This is a genomic window from Pontibacter flavimaris (assembly GCF_001907195.1).
GTDB classification, from domain to species: domain Bacteria; phylum Bacteroidota; class Bacteroidia; order Cytophagales; family Hymenobacteraceae; genus Pontibacter; species Pontibacter flavimaris.
Genome location: NZ_LVWA01000005.1, coordinates 854,577 through 880,434 on the forward strand (window position 1 = coordinate 854,577; position 25,858 = coordinate 880,434).

General features: G+C 55.9%; 21 protein-coding genes and 1 riboswitch. Of the genes, 9 read left to right on the forward strand and 12 right to left on the reverse strand.

Translation table 11 applies throughout. From position 1 onward, the window contains the following. Positions 1–80: 80 nt before the first annotated feature. From A3841_RS11895 to A3841_RS11910, 4 genes are all read left to right on the forward strand, one after another. On the forward strand, positions 81–1,427 hold the full coding sequence (locus A3841_RS11895) for a D-alanyl-D-alanine carboxypeptidase/D-alanyl-D-alanine-endopeptidase (protein ID WP_139307942.1): 1,347 nt from the start codon (positions 81–83) through the stop codon (positions 1,425–1,427). A 78-nt stretch (positions 1,428–1,505) separates the two neighbouring features. Continuing rightward, a complete protein-coding gene (locus A3841_RS11900; protein WP_073852501.1) occupies positions 1,506–2,519 on the forward strand; it encodes a dipeptide epimerase in 1,014 nt (337 codons plus the stop codon). Further along, on the forward strand, positions 2,519–3,604 hold the full coding sequence (locus A3841_RS11905; RefSeq protein ID WP_073852502.1) for an aminotransferase class I/II-fold pyridoxal phosphate-dependent enzyme: 1,086 nt from the start codon (positions 2,519–2,521) through the stop codon (positions 3,602–3,604). The genes A3841_RS11900 and A3841_RS11905 overlap by 1 nt, the downstream gene beginning before the upstream one ends. An 84-nt stretch (positions 3,605–3,688) precedes the next feature. Beyond that, positions 3,689–4,885, forward strand: coding sequence for a C40 family peptidase (locus A3841_RS11910; RefSeq protein WP_073852503.1), 1,197 nt, complete (start codon positions 3,689–3,691; stop codon positions 4,883–4,885). Between the two features lie 168 nt (positions 4,886–5,053). Here the strand turns inward: A3841_RS11910 and A3841_RS11915 are convergent, their stop codons facing one another. Continuing rightward, on the reverse strand, positions 5,054–6,103 hold the full coding sequence (locus tag A3841_RS11915; protein ID WP_073852504.1) for a serine hydrolase domain-containing protein: 1,050 nt from the start codon (positions 6,101–6,103) through the stop codon (positions 5,054–5,056). 256 nt (positions 6,104–6,359) lie between these two features. On the opposite strand from A3841_RS11915, the gene A3841_RS11920 reads away from it, so the two are divergent. Continuing rightward, the gene (locus A3841_RS11920; RefSeq protein ID WP_073852505.1) at positions 6,360–7,619 is read left to right on the forward strand and encodes a DUF819 family protein; all 1,260 of its coding nucleotides are present in this window, start codon (positions 6,360–6,362) and stop codon (positions 7,617–7,619) included. Positions 7,620–7,925: 306 nt separating this feature from the next. Here A3841_RS11920 and A3841_RS11925 read toward each other — a convergent pair whose 3' ends face one another. Continuing rightward, positions 7,926–8,909, reverse strand: a complete 984-nt coding sequence (locus A3841_RS11925) for an N-acetylmuramoyl-L-alanine amidase (RefSeq protein ID WP_235861381.1) — start codon at positions 8,907–8,909, stop codon at positions 7,926–7,928. A gap of 109 nt (positions 8,910–9,018) precedes the next feature. Continuing rightward, positions 9,019–9,121, forward strand: a riboswitch (SAM riboswitch). A gap of 233 nt (positions 9,122–9,354) precedes the next feature. Between A3841_RS11925 and A3841_RS11930 the strand changes: the two genes are divergently transcribed. Then, positions 9,355–10,695, forward strand: a complete 1,341-nt coding sequence (locus A3841_RS11930; protein ID WP_073852507.1) for a Na+/H+ antiporter NhaC family protein — start codon at positions 9,355–9,357, stop codon at positions 10,693–10,695. A gap of 159 nt (positions 10,696–10,854) precedes the next feature. On the opposite strand, the gene A3841_RS11935 is transcribed toward A3841_RS11930, so the two are convergent. The 6 genes from A3841_RS11935 to A3841_RS11960 are packed head-to-tail and all read right to left on the reverse strand — an operon-like array spanning position 10,855 to position 16,913. Then, positions 10,855–12,186, reverse strand: a complete 1,332-nt coding sequence (locus A3841_RS11935; RefSeq protein ID WP_073852508.1) for a DUF58 domain-containing protein — start codon at positions 12,184–12,186, stop codon at positions 10,855–10,857. Then, positions 12,186–13,178, reverse strand: coding sequence for an AAA family ATPase (locus A3841_RS11940; protein ID WP_073852509.1), 993 nt, complete (start codon positions 13,176–13,178; stop codon positions 12,186–12,188). Before A3841_RS11940 ends, A3841_RS11935 begins: the two co-directional genes overlap by 1 nt. Positions 13,179–13,180: 2 nt before the next feature. Beyond that, positions 13,181–14,347, reverse strand: coding sequence for a DUF4350 domain-containing protein (locus A3841_RS11945; protein ID WP_170866180.1), 1,167 nt, complete (start codon positions 14,345–14,347; stop codon positions 13,181–13,183). Positions 14,348–14,364: 17 nt separating this feature from the next. Then, positions 14,365–15,102 (reverse strand): DUF4129 domain-containing protein, encoded by a 738-nt coding sequence (locus tag A3841_RS11950; RefSeq protein WP_073852511.1) that lies wholly within the window; start codon positions 15,100–15,102, stop codon positions 14,365–14,367. Further along, positions 15,086–15,976, reverse strand: coding sequence for a hypothetical protein (locus A3841_RS11955; RefSeq protein WP_073852512.1), 891 nt, complete (start codon positions 15,974–15,976; stop codon positions 15,086–15,088). The genes A3841_RS11950 and A3841_RS11955 overlap by 17 nt, the downstream gene beginning before the upstream one ends. Next, on the reverse strand, positions 15,951–16,913 hold the full coding sequence (locus A3841_RS11960) for a stage II sporulation protein M (protein ID WP_073852513.1): 963 nt from the start codon (positions 16,911–16,913) through the stop codon (positions 15,951–15,953). The genes A3841_RS11955 and A3841_RS11960 overlap by 26 nt, the downstream gene beginning before the upstream one ends. Positions 16,914–16,992: 79 nt before the next feature. Between A3841_RS11960 and A3841_RS11965 the strand changes: the two genes are divergently transcribed. Further along, the gene (locus A3841_RS11965; protein WP_073852514.1) at positions 16,993–17,712 is read left to right on the forward strand and encodes an RDD family protein; all 720 of its coding nucleotides are present in this window, start codon (positions 16,993–16,995) and stop codon (positions 17,710–17,712) included. Positions 17,713–18,467: 755 nt separating this feature from the next. Here the strand turns inward: A3841_RS11965 and A3841_RS11975 are convergent. The 3 genes from A3841_RS11975 to A3841_RS11985 form a co-directional block, all read right to left on the reverse strand. Then, positions 18,468–19,136 carry a V-type ATP synthase subunit I domain-containing protein gene (locus tag A3841_RS11975; protein ID WP_073852516.1) on the reverse strand — a complete coding sequence of 223 codons (669 nt, stop codon included), beginning with the start codon at positions 19,134–19,136 and terminating at the stop codon, positions 18,468–18,470. 246 nt (positions 19,137–19,382) lie between these two features. After that, positions 19,383–20,684 carry an NCS2 family permease gene (locus A3841_RS11980; protein WP_073852517.1) on the reverse strand — a complete coding sequence of 434 codons (1,302 nt, stop codon included), beginning with the start codon at positions 20,682–20,684 and terminating at the stop codon, positions 19,383–19,385. A 252-nt stretch (positions 20,685–20,936) separates the two neighbouring features. After that, positions 20,937–21,704, reverse strand: coding sequence for a S1/P1 nuclease (locus A3841_RS11985; protein WP_073852690.1), 768 nt, complete (start codon positions 21,702–21,704; stop codon positions 20,937–20,939). Between the two features lie 189 nt (positions 21,705–21,893). Between A3841_RS11985 and A3841_RS11990 the strand changes: the two genes are divergently transcribed. Beyond that, the gene (locus A3841_RS11990; protein WP_073852518.1) at positions 21,894–22,325 is read left to right on the forward strand and encodes an acyl-CoA thioesterase; all 432 of its coding nucleotides are present in this window, start codon (positions 21,894–21,896) and stop codon (positions 22,323–22,325) included. A 6-nt stretch (positions 22,326–22,331) separates the two neighbouring features. On the opposite strand, the gene A3841_RS11995 is transcribed toward A3841_RS11990, so the two are convergent. Further along, positions 22,332–24,806 carry a penicillin-binding protein 1A gene (locus tag A3841_RS11995; protein WP_083610347.1) on the reverse strand — a complete coding sequence of 825 codons (2,475 nt, stop codon included), beginning with the start codon at positions 24,804–24,806 and terminating at the stop codon, positions 22,332–22,334. 226 nt (positions 24,807–25,032) lie between these two features. Here A3841_RS11995 and A3841_RS12000 point away from each other — a divergent pair, with 226 nt between their 5' ends. Continuing rightward, a complete protein-coding gene (locus tag A3841_RS12000) occupies positions 25,033–25,797 on the forward strand; it encodes an oxygenase MpaB family protein (RefSeq protein ID WP_073852519.1) in 765 nt (254 codons plus the stop codon). Positions 25,798–25,858: the final 61 nt, after the last annotated feature.

Here is a 25,858-nt window from a genome sequence, read left to right on the forward strand (position 1 = left end):
TGGAGTGGCGCTGCCAAACCTGTTTGATTATATAGCACATTTTGCTTATTTAACCCTTTCAACGAAAAGCGCCAGAAGGTATGAGCCCGCTAAACCAGTTTTACAGATACGGAGTGCTTTGCTGCCTGCTCCTGACGATGGCCTGCAGCAGCAAGGTGCCTATCGCCTCGCCCGAAGCAGCCCGCTTTGGCCCTGCTGAGATCAGGAAAGAGGTGACCGAGTCGCAGGTGCTGCGGCAGAGTTTTGTGGGCTTTGCCTTGTACGACCCGGAACTGGGGCAGATGGTGGTGGAGCATAACGCCGACAAGTACTTTGTGCCCGCCTCTAACACCAAGCTGTTTACGTTCTATGCCAGCCATAAAATGCTCGGCGACTCCATCCCGGCGCTGAAGTATGTGAGCCGTGGCGACTCACTTATTTTCTGGGGTACCGGCGACCCCACCTTCACCCACATGGACCTGAAGAACACGCTGGCCTATGACTTCCTGAAAAACCGCCCGGAGAAGAAGCTATACTATGTGGAGGCTCCTTTCACCAGCACGCCCTTTGCCACCAACTGGGATTGGGATGATTACAACTACTATTATCAGCCGGAGCGAAACGTGTTCCCGATCCATGGCAACGTGATCAAGTTCTACAAAGAGGAAACAGCGCCTTTCACCACCACACCGTCATACTTTAAGAAGAATGTCGTGGTAGATACTGCTGCGTCACGGTCAAACGCAGCCTTTGTGAGGGGCTGGCGCACCAACCACATCACCTATCGCCCGAGGTACGCCGCGGAGAAGTTCTCCACCGAGGTGCCCTACATCACCTCACCCGAGATGACCGTGGCGCTGCTGGCGGATACCCTGAAGCGGGAGGTGGAGCTTTTGAAAGCCGCCGTGCCGCAAGGGGGAAAGATTTTCTATGGACTGCCGACAGACACCGTGCTCAGGCGCATGCTGCAGGTGAGCGACAACCTGATGGCCGAGCAACTGATGGCCCTCTGCTCCGGCACCCTCTCCGATACCCTTTCTGTGGAGCGGGCGATCAGGCACATAAAAGAAACTTACCTGGCAGATTTGCCGGACGAGCCGGTGTGGATCGATGGCTCAGGCCTTTCCAGCATGAACATGTTCACGCCCCGAAGCATCATTGCGCTGCTGCAGAAGCTGATGCAGGAACGCCCCCGTGAGAAACTGCTCCCGATGCTGGCGGTGGGCGGCAGACCCGGCACATTCCGTAACATCTATAAGGCCGACGTGCCGTTCGTTTTCGGCAAGTCCGGTACGCTGGCGCATGTGCACAACCAGAGTGGCTATATCATGACCAAAAGCGGGAAGCTGCTGCTCTATAGCTTTATGAACAACAACTATAAAGTATCTACCTCCGATATCCGCAACGAGATGGAGCGCATCATGACGGAGGTGCACCACCGCTACTAACACAAAGTATAAATAGCCCTAAGTATAAACTGACAGACGCTTTCTAACACGAACAAACATCTACCTAAACATACTACCATGAAACTAACCATCCGGTCTTTCGACCTGCCGCTGAGATATACGTTTACCATTTCCTACGACTCGCGCGACGTGCAGCCTACCATGATCGTGGAGCTGGAGCAGAACGGGCACAAAGGCTATGGCGAGGCCACCAGCAACCCCTACTATGGCTTCACGATAGAAAGTATGACGGCGGCGCTGGAGGGCATCCGCACCCAGATTGAGGCGACAGAGCTGGAGAAGCCGGAGGATTTCTGGGCCCAGATGCAGCCGCACCTTTCCAACAACCCCTTTGCCCTTTGCGCCCTGGACCTGGCCGCTAACGACCTGTATGGCAAAATGCAGGGCCAGCCGCTCTACAAACTGTGGGGCCTTAGCACAGACCATAACCCGCTTACCAACTACACCATCGGCATCGACACGATTGAGAACATGGTGAAGAAACTGAAGGAAATGCCCTGGCCGCTCTACAAGATAAAGCTGGGCACGAAAGAGGATGTTGCCATTATAAAAGAGCTGCGCAGGCATACCGATGCCGTGTTCCGGGTGGATGCCAACTGCGCCTGGGGTGTGGAGGAAACCATCGAGAACGCGAAGCAGCTGAAGCCGCTGGGTGTGGAGTTTATAGAGCAGCCGATGCGCGCCGATGACATGGACGGCATGAAGAAAGTATACCAGCAGTCGGTGCTGCCGCTGATTGCCGACGAGAGCTGCATTACCGAGAGCGACGTGGCCAAGTGCGTGGGCCATTTCCATGGCGTGAACGTGAAGCTGGTGAAGTGCGGCGGCCTGACGCCCGCCCGCCGTATGCTAAAGGAAGCCCGCGAACTCGGGCTGAAGACGATGGTGGGCTGTATGACGGAATCGACGGTAGGTATCTCGGCCATCGCGCAGCTGCTGCCCATGCTGGATTATGTGGACATGGACGGCCCGTTGCTCATCAGCAAGGACATTGCCCGTGGCATCACCATCGATAATGGAAAAGTATACTACAGCAGTGTGAACGGAACCGGCGCCGAACTGATCGCTTAATGATCAGCCCTGCCTACACCGACCACCTGCCTGGCCGCACTGTAATCCTCAACGGCGAGGAGTTTCTGTATTGCAGTGGCACCTCTTACCTGGGCATGGCCTGCAACACGGCTTTCCAGGAGCTGGTGGTGGAGGGAATACGCCGCTACGGCACCAATTACTCTAGCTCGCGCCGCTCTAACCTGCGGTTGCAGGTATACGGGCAGGTAGAGGAGCAGCTGGCGCGTATGAGCGGTGCCGAGGCGGCCGTTACCATGTCGTCGGGCTTTCTGATGGGGCAGACGCTGGTGCAGGTGCTGCGCAGCCGGGGCAGGTTTTTGTATGCCCCCGGCGCACACCCGGCCCTTTGGGAAAACGACTCTGCTGCCGCCCAGGCCAATGCCGATAGCAGCTTTGAGGAGTGGACGAAGCAGGTGGTAGAAGAAGTGCAGGCATCCGAAGAGAAACGGTTTATACTTATCTGCAACGCACTGGACCCGCTGAAGGCCAGGAGCTATACTTTTGATTGGGTGGCGCAGCTGCCAGCGCAGAAACACATTATACTTGTGGTGGACGACTCGCACGGATTTGGCGTGACCGGACCCGGTGGCGTGGGCATTTACCCGGAGCTACTTCAATATAAAAACGTGGAAGTGGTGGTGGGAAGCTCGTTTGGCAAGGCGCTGGGCATCCCGGCCGGGTTTATACTTGGTTCCCGCCAGCTGGTGGAGCAGGTGAAGGCAAGCCCCTACTTTGGCGGGGCCTCTCCGGCCATTCCGGCCTACCTGCACGCCTACCTGCAGGCAGGGGAGGTGATACGGGAGGCGCAGGAGCGGCTGCAACAGAACATCCATACTTTTCGGGGGCAGCTGCAGCGGCAGGAACTGTTCAGCGCCATTCCGGGATATCCGGTGTTCAGCACCCCGCAGGAAAGTATGGCGCAGCACCTGCACCTGCACCGGATCCTGATCTCCAACTTCCGTTACCCCACCGCCGAGAGTGCGCCCATCGTACGGGTTATCCTGAGCAGCCTGCATACGCCGGAGGACCTGCAGCGTTTGGCGGCGGCAGTAAACCAATTCTCTCCGGATTTTGTCGTAACTTAGAGAGATGGCCCTATCCGGGGCTCATACTTTCAATTCCAACACCAACATAACCTGGCGCGCCAAAGTGGCGCGGCACCTTAAAACATGATGAAAAAGAACTACCTCATACTTGCCCTTGGCCTCCTGATGGCCTGTACGACCGGAAAGGAAACCGCCACCACCACTGCCGTTACCACGACAGCCGATGCCACCATGGCCCCGCACATTGAAGCCGTGCGCCAGGAATACGCACCTGATAAGCGCGTGGCGCTCTTTAAGGTGGAGCAGCGCGGCAACGTGCTGGCCGGCGAAACCAACATGCCGGAGGCAAAGCAGGTGTTGCTGGAGAAACTGAAGGCGGAGAATATTGCCTACGTGGATAGCATTGAGGTGCTCCCGGAGGCGGAGCTGGAAGGCAAGGAGTATGGCGTGATCACGATATCGGTGGCCAACATCCGCTCGGAGCCCAAGCACCCGGCCGAACTGGCCACGCAGGCGACCATGGGCACGCCGGTAAACGTGCTGAAGCATCAGCGCGGCTGGTTCCTGGTGCAGACCCCGGACAAGTACCTGGCCTGGGTGGACGAGAAAGGCGTGAGCCTAATGGACAAAGCCACGTTTGATGCCTGGCAGAAAAGCCCGAAGCTGCTCTACACCAAACCCTATGGCTTTGCCTACGCATCGGCCAGCACTGACGCAGGAACTGTTTCTGATTTAGTTTACGGCGACGTGCTGGCACTGCAGCAGAAGCAGGGCGATTTCTACGCGGTAACCTTCCCGGATGGCAGAAAGGGCTTTGTGCCTGCGGCGGAGTCGGTGAAGTATGAGGAGTGGCTGGCCAGCCGCAAGCCCAGCGGCGAGAACCTGGTAAGCTCCAGCAAACAGCTGATGGGCCTGCCCTACTTGTGGGGCGGCACCTCGTTTAAAGGCGTGGACTGCAGCGGCTTCACTAAAACCGTGTACTTCATGAACGGCCTGGTGCTGCCGCGCGACGCCTCGCAGCAGGTGCACGTGGGCGAGTTAGTGGATACCTCTAACGGCTGGGATCAGCTACAGCCCGGCGACCTGCTGTTCTTCGGTGTGCCTGCCAGAGATGGCAAATCGGAGCGGGTGGTGCACGTGGGCATGTGGATCGGCGGAGATCAGGAGTTCATCCACTCGGCGGGCCGGGTACGCATCAGCAGCATGAACCCTAAGGCGGCGAATTTTGATGAGCCCGAGCTCAAGCGCTTCCTTCGCGCCAAGCGCATTACCCCGGATGATGTGGTGGTAGACCTTCGCAAGACGGCTTTGTATCAGTAATGACTCTTTTTTCCCCTTCCTAAATGCAGAAAGGGGGAAAAAATACCTGAAGAGGCGCCTACATTAGGCGCCTCTTTTTATTTGCCTGATTTAGAGGTGCGGGTGGCAGGTTCTCAAAGTATAAATAACTTCCTTAATGAAGAATTTATACATATAATCCCAGTCAAGCTACCGCGTCAGCTCCTGCAGGTGGTGCACGAGTTCAGATCTTGGACTGAATTCAGGGAACTGCTTCAGCTCCTGCAGCAGGTCTTTTAGGAAAGTATGGTTGTGGGCGATGTTGGAGAAGCAGGCAATAAGGACATTGTGTTGTGGCAAACGGATGACCAGGTTGGTAAATCCAGAGGTGTCGCCGCTGTGGAAGAGCTCCGGGTGGCCGCTCCCATACGTTGCCATAAACCAGCCCATGCTGTAAAACCATTTCCGGTCTGCCTTTATACTTGCCGGGTAGCTGCCGAGTGCGTTATTTATGTTAAATAGAGGGCTGTTGCTCAAGGCCCGCTGCCACTTCAGGAAATCCTGCGCCGATGTATAAATGCAGCCGTCGCCGCAGGTGGCGGTGCCAACGTTCTGGTCGGAAAGTATAAACTGGCCAGCCGCATCCCTGCTGTAGCCCAACGCCCGGTTCGGTATCGCAGCACCCGCCCCATAAAGTATGGAATGATGCATCTGCAGCGGCTGAAAGATGTTTTCCTGCAGAAAAATTGCATAGTTTATACGTGTTACGCGCTCTACCAGCAGCCCCAAAAGTATAAAAGCGGTGTTGCTGTAACGGTACTGCGTGCCGGGGCAGAAGAGGGTGCTTTCCTGTGCAGCGGTTATCCGCAGGACATCCTCATCACTGAGTTGGGTCGTTTGGTTTTCAGGTATAAACTCCTCAAAATCGGGGAGGCCCGACGTATGGTTGAGCAGGTGCAGCAGCTGTATGTTTTTGAAGTGCGTCAGCTCCGGAAAGTATACGCTAAGCTTATCGCTTAACCCTAGCTTCTGCTGCTGCGCCAGCAGGTGCACGCACATGGCGGTAAACTGCTTCGAAACAGAGGCCATCCGGAAGGTAGTTTCCGGGGTAATGGCGGCGCCTGTTTCCAGATTCGCCAGACCGGCACCGCGCGAGTAAATCACCTCGTCTCCCTTGGCTACCAGCACCATTGCACCAGGCGTTTGGAACGTGTAGTGGCGGCTGAGCAGGCGATCGAGCGCTTGGGGTAGAGTAAGCATGGCGTTAGGCTGGCTTTAGGCGTGCGTGATGGTCAAATTTAGAAAACTGAAAGTATAAACCGACAGCGGCTATACTTTATCAGCGCCAAAATAGCGTAAAGTATAGAAAAATCTCTATTAAAACGGCCGTAGGTTTTGTGTTTGGAGGATACTCGTTCTAACTTTAAAGTTTTAGGATCAGGCAGCTCCGGAGCAACAGCCTGTTCACCATCCAAATCGGAACTTCACCCTTAACCATCAAACACTACTCCAACCCATGACCGAAACTAGCGCACCGCTGATCACCAACGAGGCCGTGGTGCTGGGCATTTTGCTCGTCATCCTGGCCGCTGTTTTCCATACCTCATCCAGCACCAATAGGTTCTGGATGAAGTTTTACAAATTGATTCCCTCGCTGCTGCTGTGCTATTTTTTGCCGGCGCTGCTCAATACGTTCAACATCATTTCCGGCGACAGCTCGCAGTTATACTTTGTGGCGTCGCGTTTCTTCCTGCCAGCCTCTCTAATCCTGCTCACCATCAGCATCGACTTTAAGTCGCTGCGCATGCTGGGCAGCAAGGCCGTGATCATGTTCTTTGCCGGTACGCTGGGGGTTATACTGGGCGGGCCCTTGGCCTTGTTTCTGGTTGGCTCCATTTTCCCGGATGTGCTCTACACCGGCGACGATGAAGTATGGAAGGGCCTTTCCACGATTGCAGGCAGCTGGATTGGCGGCGGCGCGAACCAGGCGGCCATGCTGGAGGTGTTCGGGGCGAGCAAGGATGCCTTTGGGCAGATGATCGCCGTGGATGTGCTGGTGGCGAACGTGTGGATGGGCTTCCTGCTGTACTTCTCGCAGAAACCGGAGAAAATTGACAAGCTGCTGAACGCCGACAGCCGCCCGATCAGGGAGTTGGAGGAGCGGCTGGAGGGGCTGCAGGCCGGCAAGCACAAGATGCCCACCGTTACCTCCACGATGGTGATACTGGGCGTAGCGTTCGGCTTCACCGGCCTTTCGCACTTCCTGGCCGATATCATTGCGCCCTACTTTGCCGAGAACTTCCCGGAACTGGAGACATACTCCATAACCAGCGGCTTCTTCTGGCTCGTGATCATTGCCACCACGGCTGGCCTGTTGCTCTCGTTCACCAAGGCCCGCGACCTGGAAGGCTTCGGCGCCTCCCGCTTTGGGTCCATTTTCCTGTACTTCCTGGTGGCCACCATCGGTATGAGTATGGACTTAGGCGCGGTGCTGGATAACCCGAAACTGTTCCTGGTGGGCGCCTTCTGGATTACCTTCCACATCCTTTTTATGCTGGTGGTGGCGCGTATGATACGGGCTCCGTTCTTCTATGTGGCGGTGGGCAGCCAGGCTAATATTGGGGGTGCGGCCTCTGCGCCGATCGTAGCGGCGGCGTTTAACCGCTACCTGGCCCCGGTGGGCGTGCTGCTGGCCGTGCTAGGCTATGCGGTGGGTACCTACGGCGCCTACATTTCCGGACTGATACTGCGGTATGTGTGGAACCTGCTGGCCTAGAGAGTTTAGGAGTTAGAAAGTTAGAGAGTTAGAAAGTTAGAAAATTAGAAAGTATGGCTGGCTAACTTCTCTCGAGTATAAAGTATGAAGTATAAAAGCAGCCGGCCACGGTGGGAGAGTGGTTCTCCTGCCAGGGCCGGCTTTATACTTTATAGCTCAAGTTGCGGTCTACTGGTTTGTAAAAGAGGGGATCCACCACTATCCCTTCAAGAAGGTGAATTCCTACAAGTACAATTTGATTCCCCTCTCGGGAGGGTAGGGGTGGGTTAATCGCAACGCAGATTTTATACTTGATTGAGGCTTAGCCTACAGGTATTTCTGGTACAGGTTGTAAAGTATGATCTTGTCTTTTTCTGTCAACTCCATGTTCACCTCCTCCTGGATAAAGTGCAGCTTAAAGGCGCGGATGGCGGCGGGCATGTCGCGGGTGTCGTACCCGATGATGCGGAGTGCCTCTTTGGGGTTAAAGTGCGGCGGAATGGTAGAGACGGAGTCCAGGGGCTGAAGTATAAGTACGGGCGCTGTGCCGGTGCTGTCGAGCACCGTTATCGGGGCGGCCGGCTGTAGGTACTGCTCCACCACGCCCTCATCGTACCACAGGCCAAAGCCATGCGCTGCCAGCTGCTTCCACGGAAACGTTTCGTTCGGGTCTACCTTGCGCACCGGCGCGATGTCGGAGTGACCGATAAAGTTCTCGGCAGGGATGTTGTGCTTTTCCTTCAGCATCGCTAAAACTTCCAGCAGGCTGCTGATCTGCGCCTCGGCAAAAGGCTCAGCCCCGTTGTTATCCAGCTCAATGCCGATGGAGGAGGAGTTAAGGTCGGTGTTGTTGCCCCAGCGGCTGTTGCCCCCATGCCAGGCGCGCAGGTTGTCGTTGAGCATGTGGTATACCTTGCCGTCACGCCCGATCACGTAGTGCGCGCTTACCTGCGTCTTTGGCAAAGTGAAGGTCCTCAAAGTATGCTCTGTGGAGTTCTGGGCCGTGTGGTGTATAACAACGTAGTTGGCTTTGCGCATGCTGAAGTTGGTGGTGCCCACCCAGTGCTCGCCGAGTGGCAGCATAGACTCCTTTGGGTTGATGGCGGGTACGGTGCGCAGCTCTTTGGCATAGGCTTTCAGCTGTTTTTTATGCGCGCGGTTGGTGCTGGCGTAAGGGTTGGGGGAGCAGCTGTAGAGGCTGGCGCTGGCCAGGAGCAGCGCGGAAAAGGCAGTAGCGGTAAACTTCATGTGATCTGTCAGGGATAGTAGGTTACGAAGTATAAACTTGTAGGAAATTAACTTCAGATGCAAGTTCTAACACTGAACTATCAGAATTAGAAGTATAAACTTTAGGAGAACTTCCCCTCTGGGTTTGATTTAATAGCCTTGCTGGCTTTACCTTTGCAGCATCTTTATGCAAGATTTATAAAGAAGAGGGGAGAGAGCAGGCTCAGCGAACCTCTAGCAACCACGGCCCCGGCCGTAAAGGTGCTAACACCTGCCCAATTTGGGACCTATAAATTTAACTTCATGCGCTTACTACATCAGCTTCCCGATCTTATTTCCCGCGTATTCCCTGTACAACCAAGGCTAAGGCGTGTCTGTTGTTATTGCTGTTGTTAGAAACACTGCGTCGCTACACAGCTGCCTGAGTGCAGGCTCCTCATTAACAAAGACAATTATTTCCATTTTAAGGGCGTAAGAGGCTAAAATTGCCGTAAAGCATTTCGAGCCTGCTTCCCGCTCTACCGTTTACATGCAACATATTCAAAAAACTGGCGGTTGGGCCCTGGTGCCTTTCCTGGTGTTTGTGCTTACGTTTTTAGGCGCGGGCATTGTTTTAAATGACTTCTATGCCCTGCCGGCTCCTGTGGCAGTGGTGCTGGGCATCATTTCCGCCTTCTTTCTACTTCGGGGCTCCACAGAGGCCAAGGTAGCAGCGCTTATCAGGGGGTGCGGCGATTCCAAGATCATCACCATGTGCCTGATCTACCTGCTTGCCGGGGCTTTTGCCACGGTAACAAAGGCTGTGGGCGGCGTGGATGCTACCGTAAACCTGGGACTGAGCGTGCTGCCGGTACAGTACCTGGGCCTTGGCGTATTTCTGCTGGCGGCCTTCCTGTCAACGGCCACGGGAACGTCGGTAGGGGCTATTGTGGCTCTAGCGCCTATCGCGGTGGGGCTGGCAGAGCAAAGCCAAACGTCCATGCCCTTGCTGCTGGGCGCGCTATTGGGAGGCGCCATGTTTGGCGATAACCTCTCCTTTATTTCCGATACCACCATTGCCGCCACGCAAACGCAGGGTTGTAGCATGCGCGACAAGTTTAGGGTAAACATCCTGATCGCCGGCCCGGCTGCCCTGGTGACGGTGGTGCTGTTGCTCCTCACAGGCTGGAACACGGCAGGAGCGGTGGAGGCGCAGCTCCCGGAGCTGCAAGCGGCAAATTTCTGGCAGATCGTGCCTTACCTGCTGGTCATTGCCTTGGCTGTATCAGGCATAAACGTGTTTGTAGTCCTCATCCTGGGTACTTTGGCTTCCGGAGCTGTAGGGCTGTGGCAGGGCCAGCTGGAGCTACTGACCTTTGGCAAAAGCGTCTACGAGGGCTTTACGGGGATGACCGAGATCTTCCTGCTCTCCATGCTTACGGGCGGGCTGGCCCGGATGGTCAGCGAGGCGGGCGGCATCGCCTTCCTGCTGAAAAAAGTCAGCAAGGCCGCCAGTGGGTTTCGCTCGGCGCAGGTCGGCATCCTGTCGCTGGTAGGGGGCACGAATACGGCCATTGCCAATAACACGGTCTCCATCGTCGTGACGGGACAGGTGGTGAAGGAGATCAGCCAGGAGTATAGTATAGACAAGCGCAAAACCGCCGCGCTGCTCGACATTGCCTCCTGTGTGGTGCAGGGACTGCTGCCGTATGGTGCCCAAATCCTGATGCTGGTGAGCTTCTCGAACGGGCAGCTCAACTTCCTCGATCTCTGGTCCTCGGCCTGGTACCTGTATTTGTTGCTGCTCTTCAGCCTGCTGGCCATCTACACACCTTTCGTAGATAAGTACCTGCAAAAGCAGCCTGCGGCAGAGCAGCCTGTGGCAGTATAAGTATAAGTATAAGTATAGGGGTATGTATCAACACTCCATTTAAAGAACAGAAACGAAAACTAACAATATCGAAAGACTTTTACTCTCACCTTACAACACGCCACTATTCTAACTTTACTAACCTGACCAAAAAAGGGAGACAAGCTTTGTCTCCCTTTTTTATATCAACCCGCGGGCCTTCAGCTCCAAGTATTTGTTGATCGTGTTTGCCGTCAGGTCTTTTGGCGGGGTGAGGATGGCGTGAATGCCATGCACTTGCAGCTCCTTCACTATCTGCCGCTTGTCGTGGCTGAACTTTTGGGCAATGGCTTTGGTGTATACTTCCTCGGTGCTGGCGGCGGGCTGGTGCAGCAGGCTGTGCAGTTCCGTGTTTTCGAAGAAGATCACTACCAGCAGGTGGTTTTTGGCCAGCGCCCGCAGGTAGGGAAGCTGGCGCTGGGCGCTGTTCAGCGTCTCGAAGTTGGTGAACAGCAGCAGCAGGCTGCGTTGTTTTATCGTATGGCGCACGGTGGCGTACAGTCGCTCGTAGTCGGTTTCCCGGAACAGCGTTTTCTGGTTGTAGAGCAGTTCCAGGATGCGGCGCAGCTGGTCGGACTTGCGCTGCGCGGGCAGGATGTTGCTCATTTTATCAGAGAAGGTGATGACACCAGCCTTGTCCTGCTTTTTCATTGCGATGTTGGAGATGACCAGCGAGGCGTTGATGGCATAATCCAGCAAGGTCAGGCCCTCGAACGGCATCTGCATGGCGCGTCCCTTGTCGATGAGGCTGTACACCTGCTGCGACTTCTCGTCCTGGAAACTGTTGACCATCAGTTCTGCCCTGCGGGCCGAGGCTTTCCAGTTGATGGTGCGCTGGTCATCGCCGGCCACGTAATTCCTGATCTGCTCGAACTCAGTGCTCTGCCCGATGCGGCGGATCTTCTTGAGGCCCATCTCGTGCAGCCTGTTAGACACGGCCAGCAGCTCATACTGCCGCATCTCAATAAACGAAGGATACACCGGCACCTCCTGGTTCTGGGCGAATTTGTAGCGGCGCTTTACCAGTTGCAGCACACTCATGGCAAACACGTTGATGGCGCCGAAGCTGTAGCTGCCCCGTTTGGTGGGCCGCAAAGTATACTGGATGATGTGGGTGCGCCCCAGCGGGACAGCCGCCCTGAACAACGTGTCGCGCTTTTGAAACTGGAACGGCAACTCATCGATCACCTCGGCATGCAGGGTAAAGTTATACTTGTTCTCCAGGTACAGGCATACATCGTTGTCGCTGCCGTTGGAGAGCTTCTCCTGCATACTGCGGCTGGCGTACACACCGGCCCGGTTGCGGTAGAGCAGGAGCAGGTCCAGCAGCGTGAGCAGCACCAGCACCGCCAGGGCCACCTTGGCGAGCACCAGCAGCACCGGCACAAAGAAGGCCAGCACGAACAGGCACGCCAGGGCAGCCAGGCTCTGGTAGAGGCGGTTGGTAAAGTATAGGCTACGGATAAAATGCACTAGCGCGGCACGTCTATTTTCTGAACGATCAGTTTAATCACCTCATCAGGGGTGATGCCTTCCATCTCTCGCTCCGGGGTGAGCAGGATGCGGTGGCGCAGCACGACTGGGGCTAGTTCCTGCACATCCTCCGGCGTCACGAAGCCGCGACCACGCAGGGCCGCGAGGGCTTTGGAGCTGTTGAGCAGGGCAATGGAGGCGCGCGGCGAGGCACCTAAGTATAAAGATTTGTTTACCCTGGTTTCCGTCACGATCTGGGCAATGTATTCCAGCAGTTTTTTGTCCAAATGTACGGCCTGCACCGCCTGGCGCAGCGCCAGCAACTGCTCCGCCGAGAGCACCGGCTGCACCTGGTCCAGTTCCTTCTTCAGCTGCGGGCCCTTGTGCTGCAGCTCCAGTATCTGCACTTCCTCTTCCAGACTGGGGTAATCCACCAGCACCTTAAACATAAAGCGGTCGAGTTGCGCCTCAGGCAGGCGGTAGGTTCCTTCCTGCTCAATCGGGTTTTGGGTAGCCAGCACCACAAAAGGGGCGGCCAGCGGGTACACCTTGCCGTCGTGGGTGATGTGCTGCTCCTCCATCACCTCGAACAGTGAGGCCTGCGTTTTGGCGGGGGCACGGTTTATCTCATCTATCAGCACAATGTTGGCGAAGATGGGTCCCTGCTTGTACTCGAACGTGGCCGAGCCGGGATGGAAAACCGAGGTGCCCAGCACATCCGAGGGCATCAGGTCCGGGGTGAACTGGATGCGGCTGAAATCTACCTGCACGGTGCGCGCCAGTAGCTTTGCTGTCAGGGTTTTAGCGATGCCGGGCACGCCTTCTATCAGCACGTGCCCGTCGGCCATCAGGGCTACCAGCAGCAGCTCGATCAATTTCTCCTGACCGACGATGATCTGGCGCAGCTCCTGCTTTATACTTTCTGTGGCGCCGCGCAGGGCACTGTAATCCGTCTTGTTTTCCTGTGTGGTGATGAGTACGTCTTCTTGCATAACTATACTTTATACTTTGCCCCCGGGGAGGTTTGTTTGTAGAAATCTTCTAAATGGGAGTTGAGCAGCAGCAGCGTTTGTGCGCTGATGGCCTTGCTTTGTGTGATGGAGCGGATGAGCCCGAAAATATCGTTCACCAACGCGGCGTCGGCGCCTGACTTTGTCACTACCCGCTCGCGCAGCTCCTCGTCCAGTGTATGGGTGGTGAGGTGGAAGTGCAGGCGCAGGTGCTCCAGGAAAAAAGCTATCTTTTTCTCGGCGATGTTCTTGTGGTCGCCGTGGTTAAAGTATAAACTTCCGATGGTCTTCACGAAATCCAGGGTGGTGTTTCGCGGCGGCTCTAGCACCGGGATGATGCGCTGCGTGCGCTTGCTTTTAAACAGCAGGAAAAGCACCATGCCCGCCAGCGCCACATAATAGGCCCAGGTCAGCGACTCGTGCCGCATCAGCACCCGTAACACCGACTGGTCCTCCTCCCGGCCCAGGTTCTGGTATTCGTCCCACAGCACTGGCTGCACAGGCAGGTGGGAGAGGGCGGTGGCGGCATAGTCGGGTTGGTTCAGGGTCAGGAGCTGGTAATTGGTGAAAGCCAGTGGCACTGAGCTGATGTAGAAGTTCCCCTCGCCGAAGGGCACCCGCATAAAGTTAAGCATCCCCGCCTTGTTGCGCCCCAGCGCCTCGTGCCCCGCCTGCTTTTTTACCCGGATGTAGCGGCTGTTATTGTTGGGCGGAAACGTATACACCTGCTGCTCCGGCTGGCTCGTAAAGTAAAAGCCTGTGGAGTCGGGGGAGGTGGTATTCATGAAAACGGTATCGAAATACAGCGTATCCTGCAGGAACTCGCTGTACTCATCGGCTGCTATGAACACGTGGTTTCCCCGGTGCACGAAGTCGAGCAACAGGTTCGTGTCCAGGCTGTCGGCGGCGAAGTATTTCTGAATGAACACGTAGTTGCCGCTGTGGGTAGTGTCCTGCAACTGGTTGTAGATCGGCTCGCGCACCGGCTCTACCCGCTGGCCGGGGAAGAGGCCCGGCAGCAACTCATAGAGTGCGTAGGTGCCGTAGGGGATCTTATCTTCCCTGGAAAAGGTTAGAGACCAGTCCACCGCCTTTGGCCGGAAATACTCCAGCAGCACCAGGGCCCCGAAGAGCAGCAAAATTATCGCCATATACCTGCGGTAGCCTTTCATGCGTGCTGCGTTACCAGGTTATCGAACTGACGAAACTCTGCCTGTGCGGAAGTATACACCTCATCGCCAAGGCCTGCACCGCCGTACCACACGTACTCGAACATGCCCGTAAGCTGCTCAAACTCCTGGCGTATGGCGGCAGGTTTAATTTCGGAGATGTAGCTGCGGTTGGTCTTACCCGGTTTCCACTCGATCAGGGTCCTGTCGGTCAGGAGCTTCAGGCTTTGCAGGTAGTGCAGGCGCACGGCCTTGCGGTAGTCGCGCTGCGCGGTGGCCTCGGCAATCAGGGCTTTCATGTCCATCTCATGGATGTTTTCCTCGAGCACCTCGTAAGGCAGGTTTATACTTGCCACCTTTCTGCCAAACAGGCCGCTTGCTTCCACGTTTTGCATTTTAATTATGATGAACACGATCGCCGCCGCCAGGGCCAGGTAAAGCAGCACTTCCCAGAAGCCGCTCGCCTGCCCCTCGTAGAAGACATCCTGCAGCCACTGCTGCACGCGGTGCTTGAGCCGCTCCCAGAAGGTGGCGCCCGTGTTTACCTCCTCGTAATACTGGAAATCCCCGGATGCGCGCAGGGTCTCCAGCCGCTCGGCATCCAACGGGCGGACCACCACCGGCTGGCGCGCGGCCGGAATACTATCCTGCAACTGGGCATGCGCGATGGGGCCAGAACCGAGCAGCAGGCAAAGTATAAGAATAAAGACGTGAAAGTGCTTAAAACTCTCCCTCATTGGTGGTAAGGGTCTGGTTGTGGCTGCCGATCAACTCTACCTGCTCCATGAGGCCCAGGCCGTCTTTCTGCTCCACCAGGTTAAAGTACTGGAAGCCCAGCGCCAGCGTCGAGATGCAGTAGGTAAAGGTGGTGAGCATGGTGGCAACCGTGTTAGAGGCCACCAGCAGTAACTCGCTTTCGGCCCCCGGCACCTGGAGCACGCGCATCATCATAACTGCTCCCAGGGGCACGGCAGCCAGCCAGGCAATCATACTTTGAATGATACTCGCTATGATGATAAGGCCAAAAGTAGCCCACCAGTTGCCTTTGATCAGGTAAAAGCAACGTTCTATACTTTCTATAAAGCCCGTCTCCTCGCGCACCATCACTACCAGGAAGAGGGAGAGCACCACCGCCAGGTAAATGCCCAGGCCCAGCAGGAAAAAGCTCAGAAAGCAGACCACCCCAATGGCGATACTGGCGTACACGGCCTGGATCAGGTTTCTTTTGATATGCTCCCACACGGCAGCCGGCGTCACCTCTCCCTCGTCATCCATGTACGCTACCATGTATCCGTACACCGTCAGGGCGACGATAACAAGGGCCATCACGGTGAAAAAGAGCGAAACCAGGTAGTTGAGCGAGGTAACCTGGTTGAAGAAAGTATACTCGCCCATGGTGCTATAGGGCCCCTCGCCGGTAAGTTGCTGGAACATGCGCGATTGGTGCATCCCCGAGAAAATGCCGCCTATGAGCGCCACCGGCGACACGTACAGCAGCATGGCTTTAGACAAGGGTTTAAAGTTTGTTTTCAGGAAGGCGAAGGTGGCGTTCAGCTTCTCGCCGAAATCCCTTTCCTGCCTTAAGTTAATTTTCTGTGTGGTGTGTAGCATTGTTTCTGTGCAGTGAACGTGAGTAGAGTATGAAATAGTAAAGTATAAATCCGGCCGATGACAGGATGATGAGCAGGCTCAGGGCCAGCGGCATGTCGGTGTGGCGCGTCACGAAGCCCTCCAGAAAACCCGCCGTGAGGAACACCGGAACCAGCCCCACCACGATCTTGAGTCCCCTGCGGGCCCCTTGCTTAAAGGAGTGCAGGCGGGAGTGGGTCTTCGGAAAGAGGAGGCTGTTGCCCATCACAAAGCCGGCGCAGCCCGCAATCACGATGGCCGATATCTCCAGCGTGCCGTGTATCCAGATGGTGAGGAAGGAGGTGAAAAGCAGCCCCTGCTTGTAGAAGAAGTATTGAAAAGCCCCGAGCATCACCCCGTTCTGAAACAGCACCCAGAACGTGCCCACCGAAAAGAACACCCCCAGCACAAAGGCCAGGAAGGATACCTTGATGTTGTTAAAGGTGATGTAGAGGAACATCTCCGTCTCGCCGTGGCTTTTGTACACAGCCATCGGGTCGCCATTCCGGATGTTCTCCAAGGTCATGTTCACGTAGCGGTCGCCGAGGATGAGGCGCACAAAGGTATCGTCCAGGGCGGCGGAGAGGGCGCCAATGCCGCAGGCTACTGCAAAGATCAGGAAGGCATAGCCCAGCTGGCGGTGGTGCTGCCGGAACAGGAAGGGCAATTCATACTTCCAGAAGCTGACGAAGCGGTTACTTTTCTCCTTTTTGTTTTTATAGATGGCCTGGTGTGTCTTGCCAGCCAGGGCGTTCAGGTAGGAGGTGGTGTCCGACTCCGGGTAAAAAGTGCGCGCGTAGGCCAGGTCTTCGGTCAGCTCAATAAACCTATCGGCCAGTGCGTCGGGGCCGGAGGTTTTCTGCTGCTCGTATGCCTTCCATTTAAGTTTGTTTTTTCGGATAAAGGCTGCTTCGCGCACGGGTACTGTATTTTATACTCAACCAAATATATGTATATTGTGATGTAAAAAAAATGAAAGCAAACTTATTTTATTGAAGATGAATACCATTAGAATCCGGACCACGCAGCATGTGGAGGTAGAGTATCCGTTGGCCAGCGTGGGCGACCGTATCGTAGCCCATATTATCGACATGGTGGTGATGGGCGTGTGGCTGGTGGGTTGGGCTGTTATATTTGCGGCAACAGGCCTGGACGAAGGAGCGATTCTCGGCTTTTTGATTGTGGTGCCGATGGTGTTTTACCATTTGTTATGCGAGATCTTCCTGAACGGGCAAAGTGTCGGGAAGAAGGCCCGTGACCTGAAAGTAGTGAAGCTTTCCGGTGGAGCACCGTCTCTTGGCGATTATCTGCTGCGCTGGCTGTTCAGGCTGGTGGACACGGCAGCATCACAGGGGTTGGTGGCGCTGGTCACCGTAGCCGTTAGCAACAAAGGGCAGCGCCTCGGCGATATGGCCGCCGGCACCTGCGTCATCCGCACCCGCGCAGTCCGTAAAAGAGAGTCGGCCATGGTGACGACGGAAGAAGGGTATCAGGTGCGGTTCCCGGAGGTGCACCTGCTGACCGATCAGGACGTGGCGATCATACGCAAGCTCCTTTACAAAGCGCAGAAGTATAATAACTATGAGCTGCTGGAGAAGATGGCGCTCCGCGTTCGGGAAATCACCGGCATCCAGCCCGGCGAGTTGTCGGAGTGGGATTTTCTACAAACAGTAGTAAAAGACTACCACCATTATACCCACGGGGAAGTGGAGTTGTAGTGGGGGCAACTCTTAATAATTGAGTTATATCTGGCAGGTTTGAGCCATGAGGATGCAGCAGGTACAAGCCTTCAGATTATAGATACATTGTTTTCTTGTCGTAAAATTTAATTCTATACTTGCCACTTTCTCCTGTCATCTCGAGCAGAGCGAGAGATCTATCCCGAATTCTATAGAGATCTCTCATTTCATTCGAGATGACAGTAAGGCCGTAGCTATCGAATTGTTCCCAGTCTTTGGGTTGAGCGCCTATGCGAGTTTTTCCGGTGCCGCAGGCAGCCCGAGGCACGAGGGCAGGAAAAGCTCCCAGCGCGATGCCCAAAGACGAGCCCTCCCGGGCTAGAGGGAGCCAAAGCTGGAGATGAAACGAGCAGGTAGTAAAGCCGTGGAACAGCTGCAGCTAGCAAGTATAGCTTAGCTCAAGTGGAAGGAAGCAGGGGATCAGAAAGGCACAAGCGGACGCTTGCGCCAGTAAAGTATAAAGTATAGCCCAAGTATAAACGACAAGAATAAATGACGACCGTTCTTCTGGAAGAAACCTGATAGAAGGAAGGTTGAGCTTGCAGCATCTTGCCCATAAGATCCTTTCAGGATGACAAAAAGATTAGGACAAGGCTCTTTCCATACTTTAGCAAGTATAAACCAGCAAGTAATAAGTATAGCTATAGCTCAAGTATAAAGTATAACCTGCAAAAACAAATAGCCCCGGCAACTTCTGAAAAAGCTACCGGGGCTATATTTTATGTTGGGCCGGCTTACAGCTGCGGCTGCTTCTTCACACTAGCAAGCTGCTGCTTCAGTTCCTCCACGCGGTTAAGCTCCGTTTGCAGCTCACGCTTTATCTTGAGTTCACGCTCGCGGGCGCTCTTCTTATACTCGTTCAGCTCCAGCTCCATTTCGTCAAAAGCCCTGCGCTTTTCGCTGGCGACGCTCTTGCTGCTCTTGTGCTGCACAGCCATCACGCCTAAGGCAATGAGCAGGGCGATGATGATGCCGCTGTTCAGCAGCACGTAGAATTGCTTGGGCACGTCAATGCCCAGGACAGTGATATGCGTTATGTCGTGGATGCTTTGCTGTACCTCGGCCTCCTTCTTTTTCATCTCCTCCTGCATGGCCTGCAGCTGCTGCTCCTGGGCGGCCACGTCTTTGCGCGCCTCCTGCAGCTTGGCATCGGCCTCCGCCTCGAAGTTATCCAGTTTCTTGTCTTTGGCAGCCACGGTCTCCTGTACGGTTCTCCAGAATGACTCCAGTGTGGTGATTTTTACAACTTTGTAGCCCTGCCAGGTGTTGGAGCCGCTTTTCAGACTCTCGAATTGTTTTTCAAGTTTTGCGTTGGCTGCAGGTGCTTTTTCTGCTTTATTGCCCTGTGCCTGTACAAAAGAGGCAGAACACACGAGCGCGAGGGAGAAAAAGAGTGCCTTCATAATTTAAGGTTTTGGTTTTTACTGAATTTTGTATTTCTGCTATGGGTCGTCCGGCAGGTGAAGTTAAAGAATTATACCTTTTTAAGTGCCTTTACTTACAGGCCTAACCCTGCTGCATTTCAAATATTGTTTAAGATTACTAAAAAATCCGATACAGCAACACAACTACCAACAGAAATATGGTAAAATCAAGTTCACTGTGTGGAAACATTCCACACTTTTGCCTTGGTACAGGCTATTTTGCCCCTAAAGCATGAGTGCAAGTATAGCGAAGAAGTTGATAATCCAAAGGGCGAGGCTAACCTCTTTTCGCTTGCCGGTCACCACTTTCAGGGCCGTCCAGCTCAGGAAACCCCAGATGATGCCCTGGGTGATGGAATAAGTGAACGGGATGAGGACCATGGCCAGGAAAGCCGGCAGGGCATCATCCATTTTAAACCAGTCTATCTTAGTTACCGGCCGGATCATGAAGGCCCCCACCAGTACCAGGGCCGGGGCCGTGGCGATAGCCGGAATCATCGAGAGCAAAGGGGCCAGGAACAGGAAAGGCAGGAACAGCAGACCGCCCACCACCGCCGTCAGGCCGGTGCGCCCGCCCGCCTCTATGCCCACCGCCGACTCCACGTAAGCCGTGCCCGGGCTGGAGCCCACCAAACCGGCCAGTGTGGTGGCCACCGCATCGGTCGTGAGCGAGCGCTGGATGTTGCGCGGCTCCCCGTGCTCGTCCATCAGGTCTGCCGCCTCGGCCAGGCCTACGAACGTGGAGATGCTATCGAACATATCCGTGAACAGGAAGGCGAAGACGACCGGCACGATAGCAAGCTGAAAGGAGTTTACCAGATCCAGTTCCAGTACCAGGCTGAAGTCCGGGGCGGCGAGCACACCCTGCCAGGAAATGAGCGGGTCCAGGTCGGTGGCCCACCAGCGGCCCAGCGGGTAGGAGAGCAGGGTGGTGAACAGGATGCCCAGCAGGATGCCGCCTTTCACGTTGCGCACTACCAGGATGGAGGTTACCAGCAGCCCGGCCAGGAACGTAAGCAGCGCCGGCGTAAGCGCGCCTACCCCAAGAACGGTGGCAGGGTTGGCAACGATAAACTTGGCATTGATGAGCCCCACCAGGGTGATAAACAGGCCGATACCGGCGGCAATGGCGAAGCGCAGCGGCCGCGGTATCGCCCGCACGATCATGGTCCGGATGTTGAACAAGGAAAGCAGGAGGAATACCACGCCTGACCAAAAGACCGCCCCCAGCGCCACCTGCCACGTCACGCCCATCCCCAGCACCGCCGAGAAAGTGAAGAAAGCGTTCAGCCCCATGCCAGGAGCCACCAGAACCGGATTCCGGGCATACAGGCCCATCATCACGCTGCTGAAAAACGACACCAGCACCGTGGCCGTCAGCACCCCGGAAAAAGGCATCCCGGCCTGCGCCAGAATGGTGGGGTTCACAACAATGATGTAGGCGGTGGCCAGGAAGGAGGAAATGCCCGCAATGATTTCCGTCTTGACGTTGGTGTTGTTTTGCCTCAGTTGGAAGTATGACTCCATGCGCGATCTGTGTTGAGGTTGAGGTTTGTAAGTGAAGTGGCTAAAGTTAACCTAACTCTATGTAAGAAAAAACTGTTCGGCCGCTCTGGTTTTCCGGCGGTTTATACTTGGTCGCTGCTCCGCCGGCGCCAATAGAGCCTCCTTTTTATACTTTGGATAGCCTATAAAGTATAAACTAGCCGAAAGAGAAACAGCCACAGCGGCTCGCAAGGGGAGTGCTGTGGCTGTTTATACTTTGGTTCGTGAAATCGTTTAGCCGTAAATTTCGTTCAGGAGGCCCGCCAGGCGAATGCCGGCCTGCAGCAGGCGCTGCTCCACCAGGCTGTAGTTCTCGTAGGCGTAGCGGTAGCCCAGTTTCTTGTCCTCCGGCAGGTTGTACACCTGCGGGCGGTAGCTCATCGACTCGCTGGCCCAGTCCCTTACCGAGGCGGCCTGCCACTGTTTTACCTGCGCCTTGTCCGGCTCGCCCAGGAAACGCACGATCTCCGTAAAACTCAGGTCTTTGCCGTCAATCATGTCGCTGTCCCACACGCGGTGCAGGTTCGATGGCTGGTAGAACCACTGCACCTTCACCTGGTTGCCGCCCTGATCGTCGCCTCCGCCCACGTGCAGCGGCTGGTGAATATCGCCCACCAGGTGCACCAGGAACTTGAGCAACTCCTGCTCCTTTACCTTGTCCAGATTTCCGGCTTTCAGTGTTTTGGAGATCTCCTCGATCTTGCCCAGCACATCGCCGTTCGGGTTCTTCTCAGCCTGCTCATAGGTCTGGCCGTCCTGTATCGTGACCCAGTGCCAGTCGTGCGTGTGATCGTAGGCGTCGTCGCTCTTGATATCATCCATCCACACCGAAACCTCGGCCAGAGAGTTATCCTCCAGCAGCTGCATTACTTTCTTCTTCGCCTTCTTGCTCAGGTGGTGTTCAGCTACCTGCCCTACGGCGCGGTGCCCGTTTTGTCCCCAGGCAAAGGCCTGGCCAGTAAGCAGCAGGCACAGGAAGAGTATGCTCGTAAATTTTTTCATGACTATGTTGATGATGTAGTAATTCGGGTGCAAAACAACAAAATTTATACTGAACGAAGGAGCCTGCAGGTAAATTTTAAGTTAAATTCCACTGCAGGCGCCAGTTGGCTCTATCATGGGAACCGGTTGGTGGGCTCGGGTTTATATTTGGCACCCACTTTTCGTAGCTTTGCAGAAAAGCAGAAGACGATGAACAACAAATACGAAGGCAGGGTGATGTGGTCTCACCTGGACGCCAACATGCACATGCGCCACTCCGCTTACGCCGATTTTGCCGCCCAGGCCCGCATCGTGGTGCTGGAAAGGCTGGGCCTGGACCTGGAAGCCTTTAAGCGGCTGCACATTGGCCCCATACTTTTCAGGGAGGAGTTGGTGTACCTGCGCGAGGTAGGCATCAAAGAGCAGCTGACCGTAACGGTGGAGCTGACCAAAAGCCGCGCCGACGGCTCCCGCTGGTCCATCCGCCACGAGATTTTCCGGGAAGATGGCGTGAAGGCCGCCATCATAAACGTGGATGGAGCCTGGCTGGACCTGCACAAGCGCAAGCTCACAAACCTGCCGGAGGAGCTGGTGGAGCTGTTTAAGCGGCTGAACCGGAGCCCGGATTACCAGGAGGAGTAGGGGATATCAGTTCCTCCGCTTTCTTTTACGCTCCTCCCGCTGCTGCCTGCGGCGCTCTTTCCAGTCCTCTTTCCACTCTTCGTAGCTCTGCGCAGCTTTCTTTCCTACGTTATCCAGCAGGCGCTCCAGGAAGTTCTCGCGCGGCGGCTCCGCCCGGAATGACTCGCAGTTGAGTGCCTCCAGCACGCGTGGCGGCAGCGGGTCAAAGCGGCTGTTGTAGTAGCCTTTATAGGCCGGGTCGATGGCAATGCGGCGGATGTACTCGCCCCAGATAGGCAGCGCGGTGCGGGAGCCCTGGCCAAGCTCCAGCGTGCGGAACCGCACCTCCGGACTTTCCCCGCCTACCCACACACCCGTTACCAGTTGCGGCGTTATGCCGATGAACCAGCCGTCGGTTTGGTTCTGGGTGGTTCCGGTCTTGCCGGCAATGTCCATCTTCAGGCCGTAGGCGGAGCGTAGCCGGCCCGCGCTACCTTCTTCCACCACGCCCTGCATCAGGTGCAGCATAATGGCCGCCGTTTCCTCATCCAGCACCTTTTTGGCGCCTTCGCCCGCGCGATGCTCCCGCAGCACACGGCCCTCACGGTCCTCGATCTTTGTGATGTATACCGGCTCCACCTGCATGCCGCGGTTGGCGAACGTGGCGTAGGCCGTCACCATTTCCTGCAGCGAGAGGTCGGCCGTGCCCAAGGCCAGCGAGGGCACTTCCGGAAGCTTTGAATCGATGCCCAGGCGGTGCGCCATGGCCACTGTTCTGCCCACCCCCGCCTTCATGATCATCTGTGCCGATATGGTGTTCACGGAATGAGCCAGCGCACCGCGCATGCTGTACTCCCCGCCATACTGCTCCGTGGCATTGCGCGGCGACCAATTGTCATACTCCGGGTATACCTGGCGCTCGTTCGGGAAGTAGTCGCAGGGTTTCAATCCCTGTTCCAGTGCGGCAGCGTAAACGATGGGTTTGAAGGTGGATCCGACCTGCCGCTTTGCTTTCACGTGGTCATACTTAAACACATGGTGGTTGATGCCGCCCACCCAGGCACGCACATAGCCCGAGTGCGGCTCCACCGAGAAAAGGCCCGTGTTCAGAAAGCGGGAATAGTAAGCCAGCGAGTCCATAGGGCTCATTTCCTTTTTGTCGTTTCCGCCCCAGGCGTATACCTGCATGGGCACCGGCTGCCGGAAAGCCTCCAGAATTGCCGCCTCTGACTTGCCGGCGTCCTTCATCTTTCTGTACCTGTCGGAGCGCTGCATGGCCACCTGGATCACATCGGAGTTGCGTCCCCAGGGGGTGCGGCCGCGCCAATGGGCGTCGAACTGCTTCTGGAGCTGCGTCATGTGTTTGCGCACCGCCGCCTCGGCGTGACGCTGCATACCGGCATCAATGGTGGTGTAGATCTTCAGGCCATCTTTATAGAGGTTGTAGGGCTCGCCGTTTTTCTTTTTTTTGCCCGCTGCCCAGCTTACCAGCTCCTGCCGCAGGTGCTCCCTAAAGTATGGGGCTATGCCGTCGTTGTGGGTGGTGTAGTTATACTTTAGCTTGAGCGGCAGCTGCCTGAGTGAGTCGGCCTCCTCCGTTGTCAGGTATTCATACTTGGCCATCTGCCCCAGCACCACGTTACGGCGTTGAGTGGAGCGCTCCAGGTCCAGGCGCGGATTATAGGTGGTGGTGGCTTTCAGCATCCCGATCAGCACGGCGGCCTCTTCCGTTTTAAGCGAATCGGCAGCGGTGTTGAAGAAGCGGCGCGAGGCGCGCTCGATGCCATATAAATTTCCGCCCATCGGCACCGTGTTCAGGTACAGCTCCAGCAACTCCTCCTTGGCGTAAATACTTTCCAGCTTGCGGGCGATGATCATCTCGCGCAGCTTGTTGATGGGCATGTCCCAGAGCATGTAATTTTTGCGCGGGTACAGGTTCTTGGCCAGTTGCTGGCTGAGCGTGCTGCCGCCGCCGGAGCTCTCGTTCTGCAGCAGCAGCGTTTTAAGGAACACCCGGGCCAGGCTGCGCACGTCTACTCCGCTGTGATCATAGAAACGGGCATCCTCGGTGGCTATCAGGGCGTGGATGGCGGTGGGGGAGATGTCGCTGTACTTTACATTAGTGCGGTCCTGGATGTAGTAGCGGCCCAGCAGCACGCCGTCGGCAGAGTATACTTCCGAGGCCGTGTTGTTGCGCACCGACTTCAGCTCTTTAGTGGATGGCATGCCGCCCAGAAAGCCCGAATACACGGCAAAGTAGAACAAAACCAAAAATAGGATACCGAACAGAGCGAGCTTCAGGAAAATGCGGTAGAGAAAGCGGTAGTCGGAGCGGCGGCTGCTTTCCTGCCACTCTGCCCGCTTCTGCCGCCAATAGACCGGAGTGAACTTTGGCCTCAGGCTCCTCCAGAAAGCGGAAAGCTCGCCGTGTACCAGGCGCACGAACGGCGCCATGATCCTTGTCACTATGAATTTGATTATCTTCTTGAGCGTAGCCCTCATGTTAAGTTTTGGTGCTGTTTTGGGTTGGCCTCGTGCTGCCACGCTGCCTTGAAACGCAAAAGTACGGCTTTTGGTGCAACGGCAGAAGTTCAGCAAAGATTGCGCCATTCAGATATAGCTGCCCTGGCAGTAGCTGCAAAGTATAGTTTGTAGCTACGGAGTCCGCAGTCCGGTTTATACTTTTAATCCCGCAGCACGATTTATACTTGCCGCTTGTTCAGCAGGTATGACATACTTTGTGCAGCAAGACTCGGTGGTGCGCCAGATCTGGGGCAAGAGCGATACCATCCTGTTCATATTTGCCGGAGCCTCCGCAGAGTTCGCCCTGAACAAGGCCGTAGACTGGCTATACTTTACCGGCCGCCTGCCCGCCGACCCATTGGGCAGGCTTTTCTCTACCGTGGGGTATGCCCGCCGCATCGTTTTCTCGGAGGAGGCCGCCGCCCACCGCGCCATCGATAGTATGGCAGCCATCCATGCCGCCGTGGAGGCCAAGCGCGGTTACGCCATACCCGACTGGGCCTACCGCGACGTACTTTTCATGCTCATCGATTACTCGATCCGCTCCTTTGAGCTGCTGGAGCGAAAGCTATCGATGCAGGAGCAAGCGGAGGTGTTTGAGGTATTCAACCGCGTTGGCACGCGCATGGGCATACAGGGCCTGCCGCAAACCTACCCGGAGTGGCAGCTAGCGCGGGCAGAGCACCTGCGGCAGAATCTGGAGAAGAGCAAGTATACCTCGGACCTGTACCGGCAGTACAGAAAGCACCTGGGCAGTATGCGCTACTGGCTGCTGCGGCAGGCGCAGGTGCTGGTGGTGCCGCAACGGGTGCGGAAGCAGCTGCGGCTTTTGCGGGTGCCTGTGCTCAAACCCGTGCTGGCAGCCTACAAGATCAGCCGTATATTCCGGGCCGAGTGGCTGCTCAAGGAGCTTATACTTCCGCCTGCCTACAAAGCCGAGATACGGGAGCTGGATATGGCGAGGGTTTAGTGTGTTTGTTATGTTAAATATGAGTGGTTTAAACTTTCTGATGAACCCTTTTTCTGAGAAG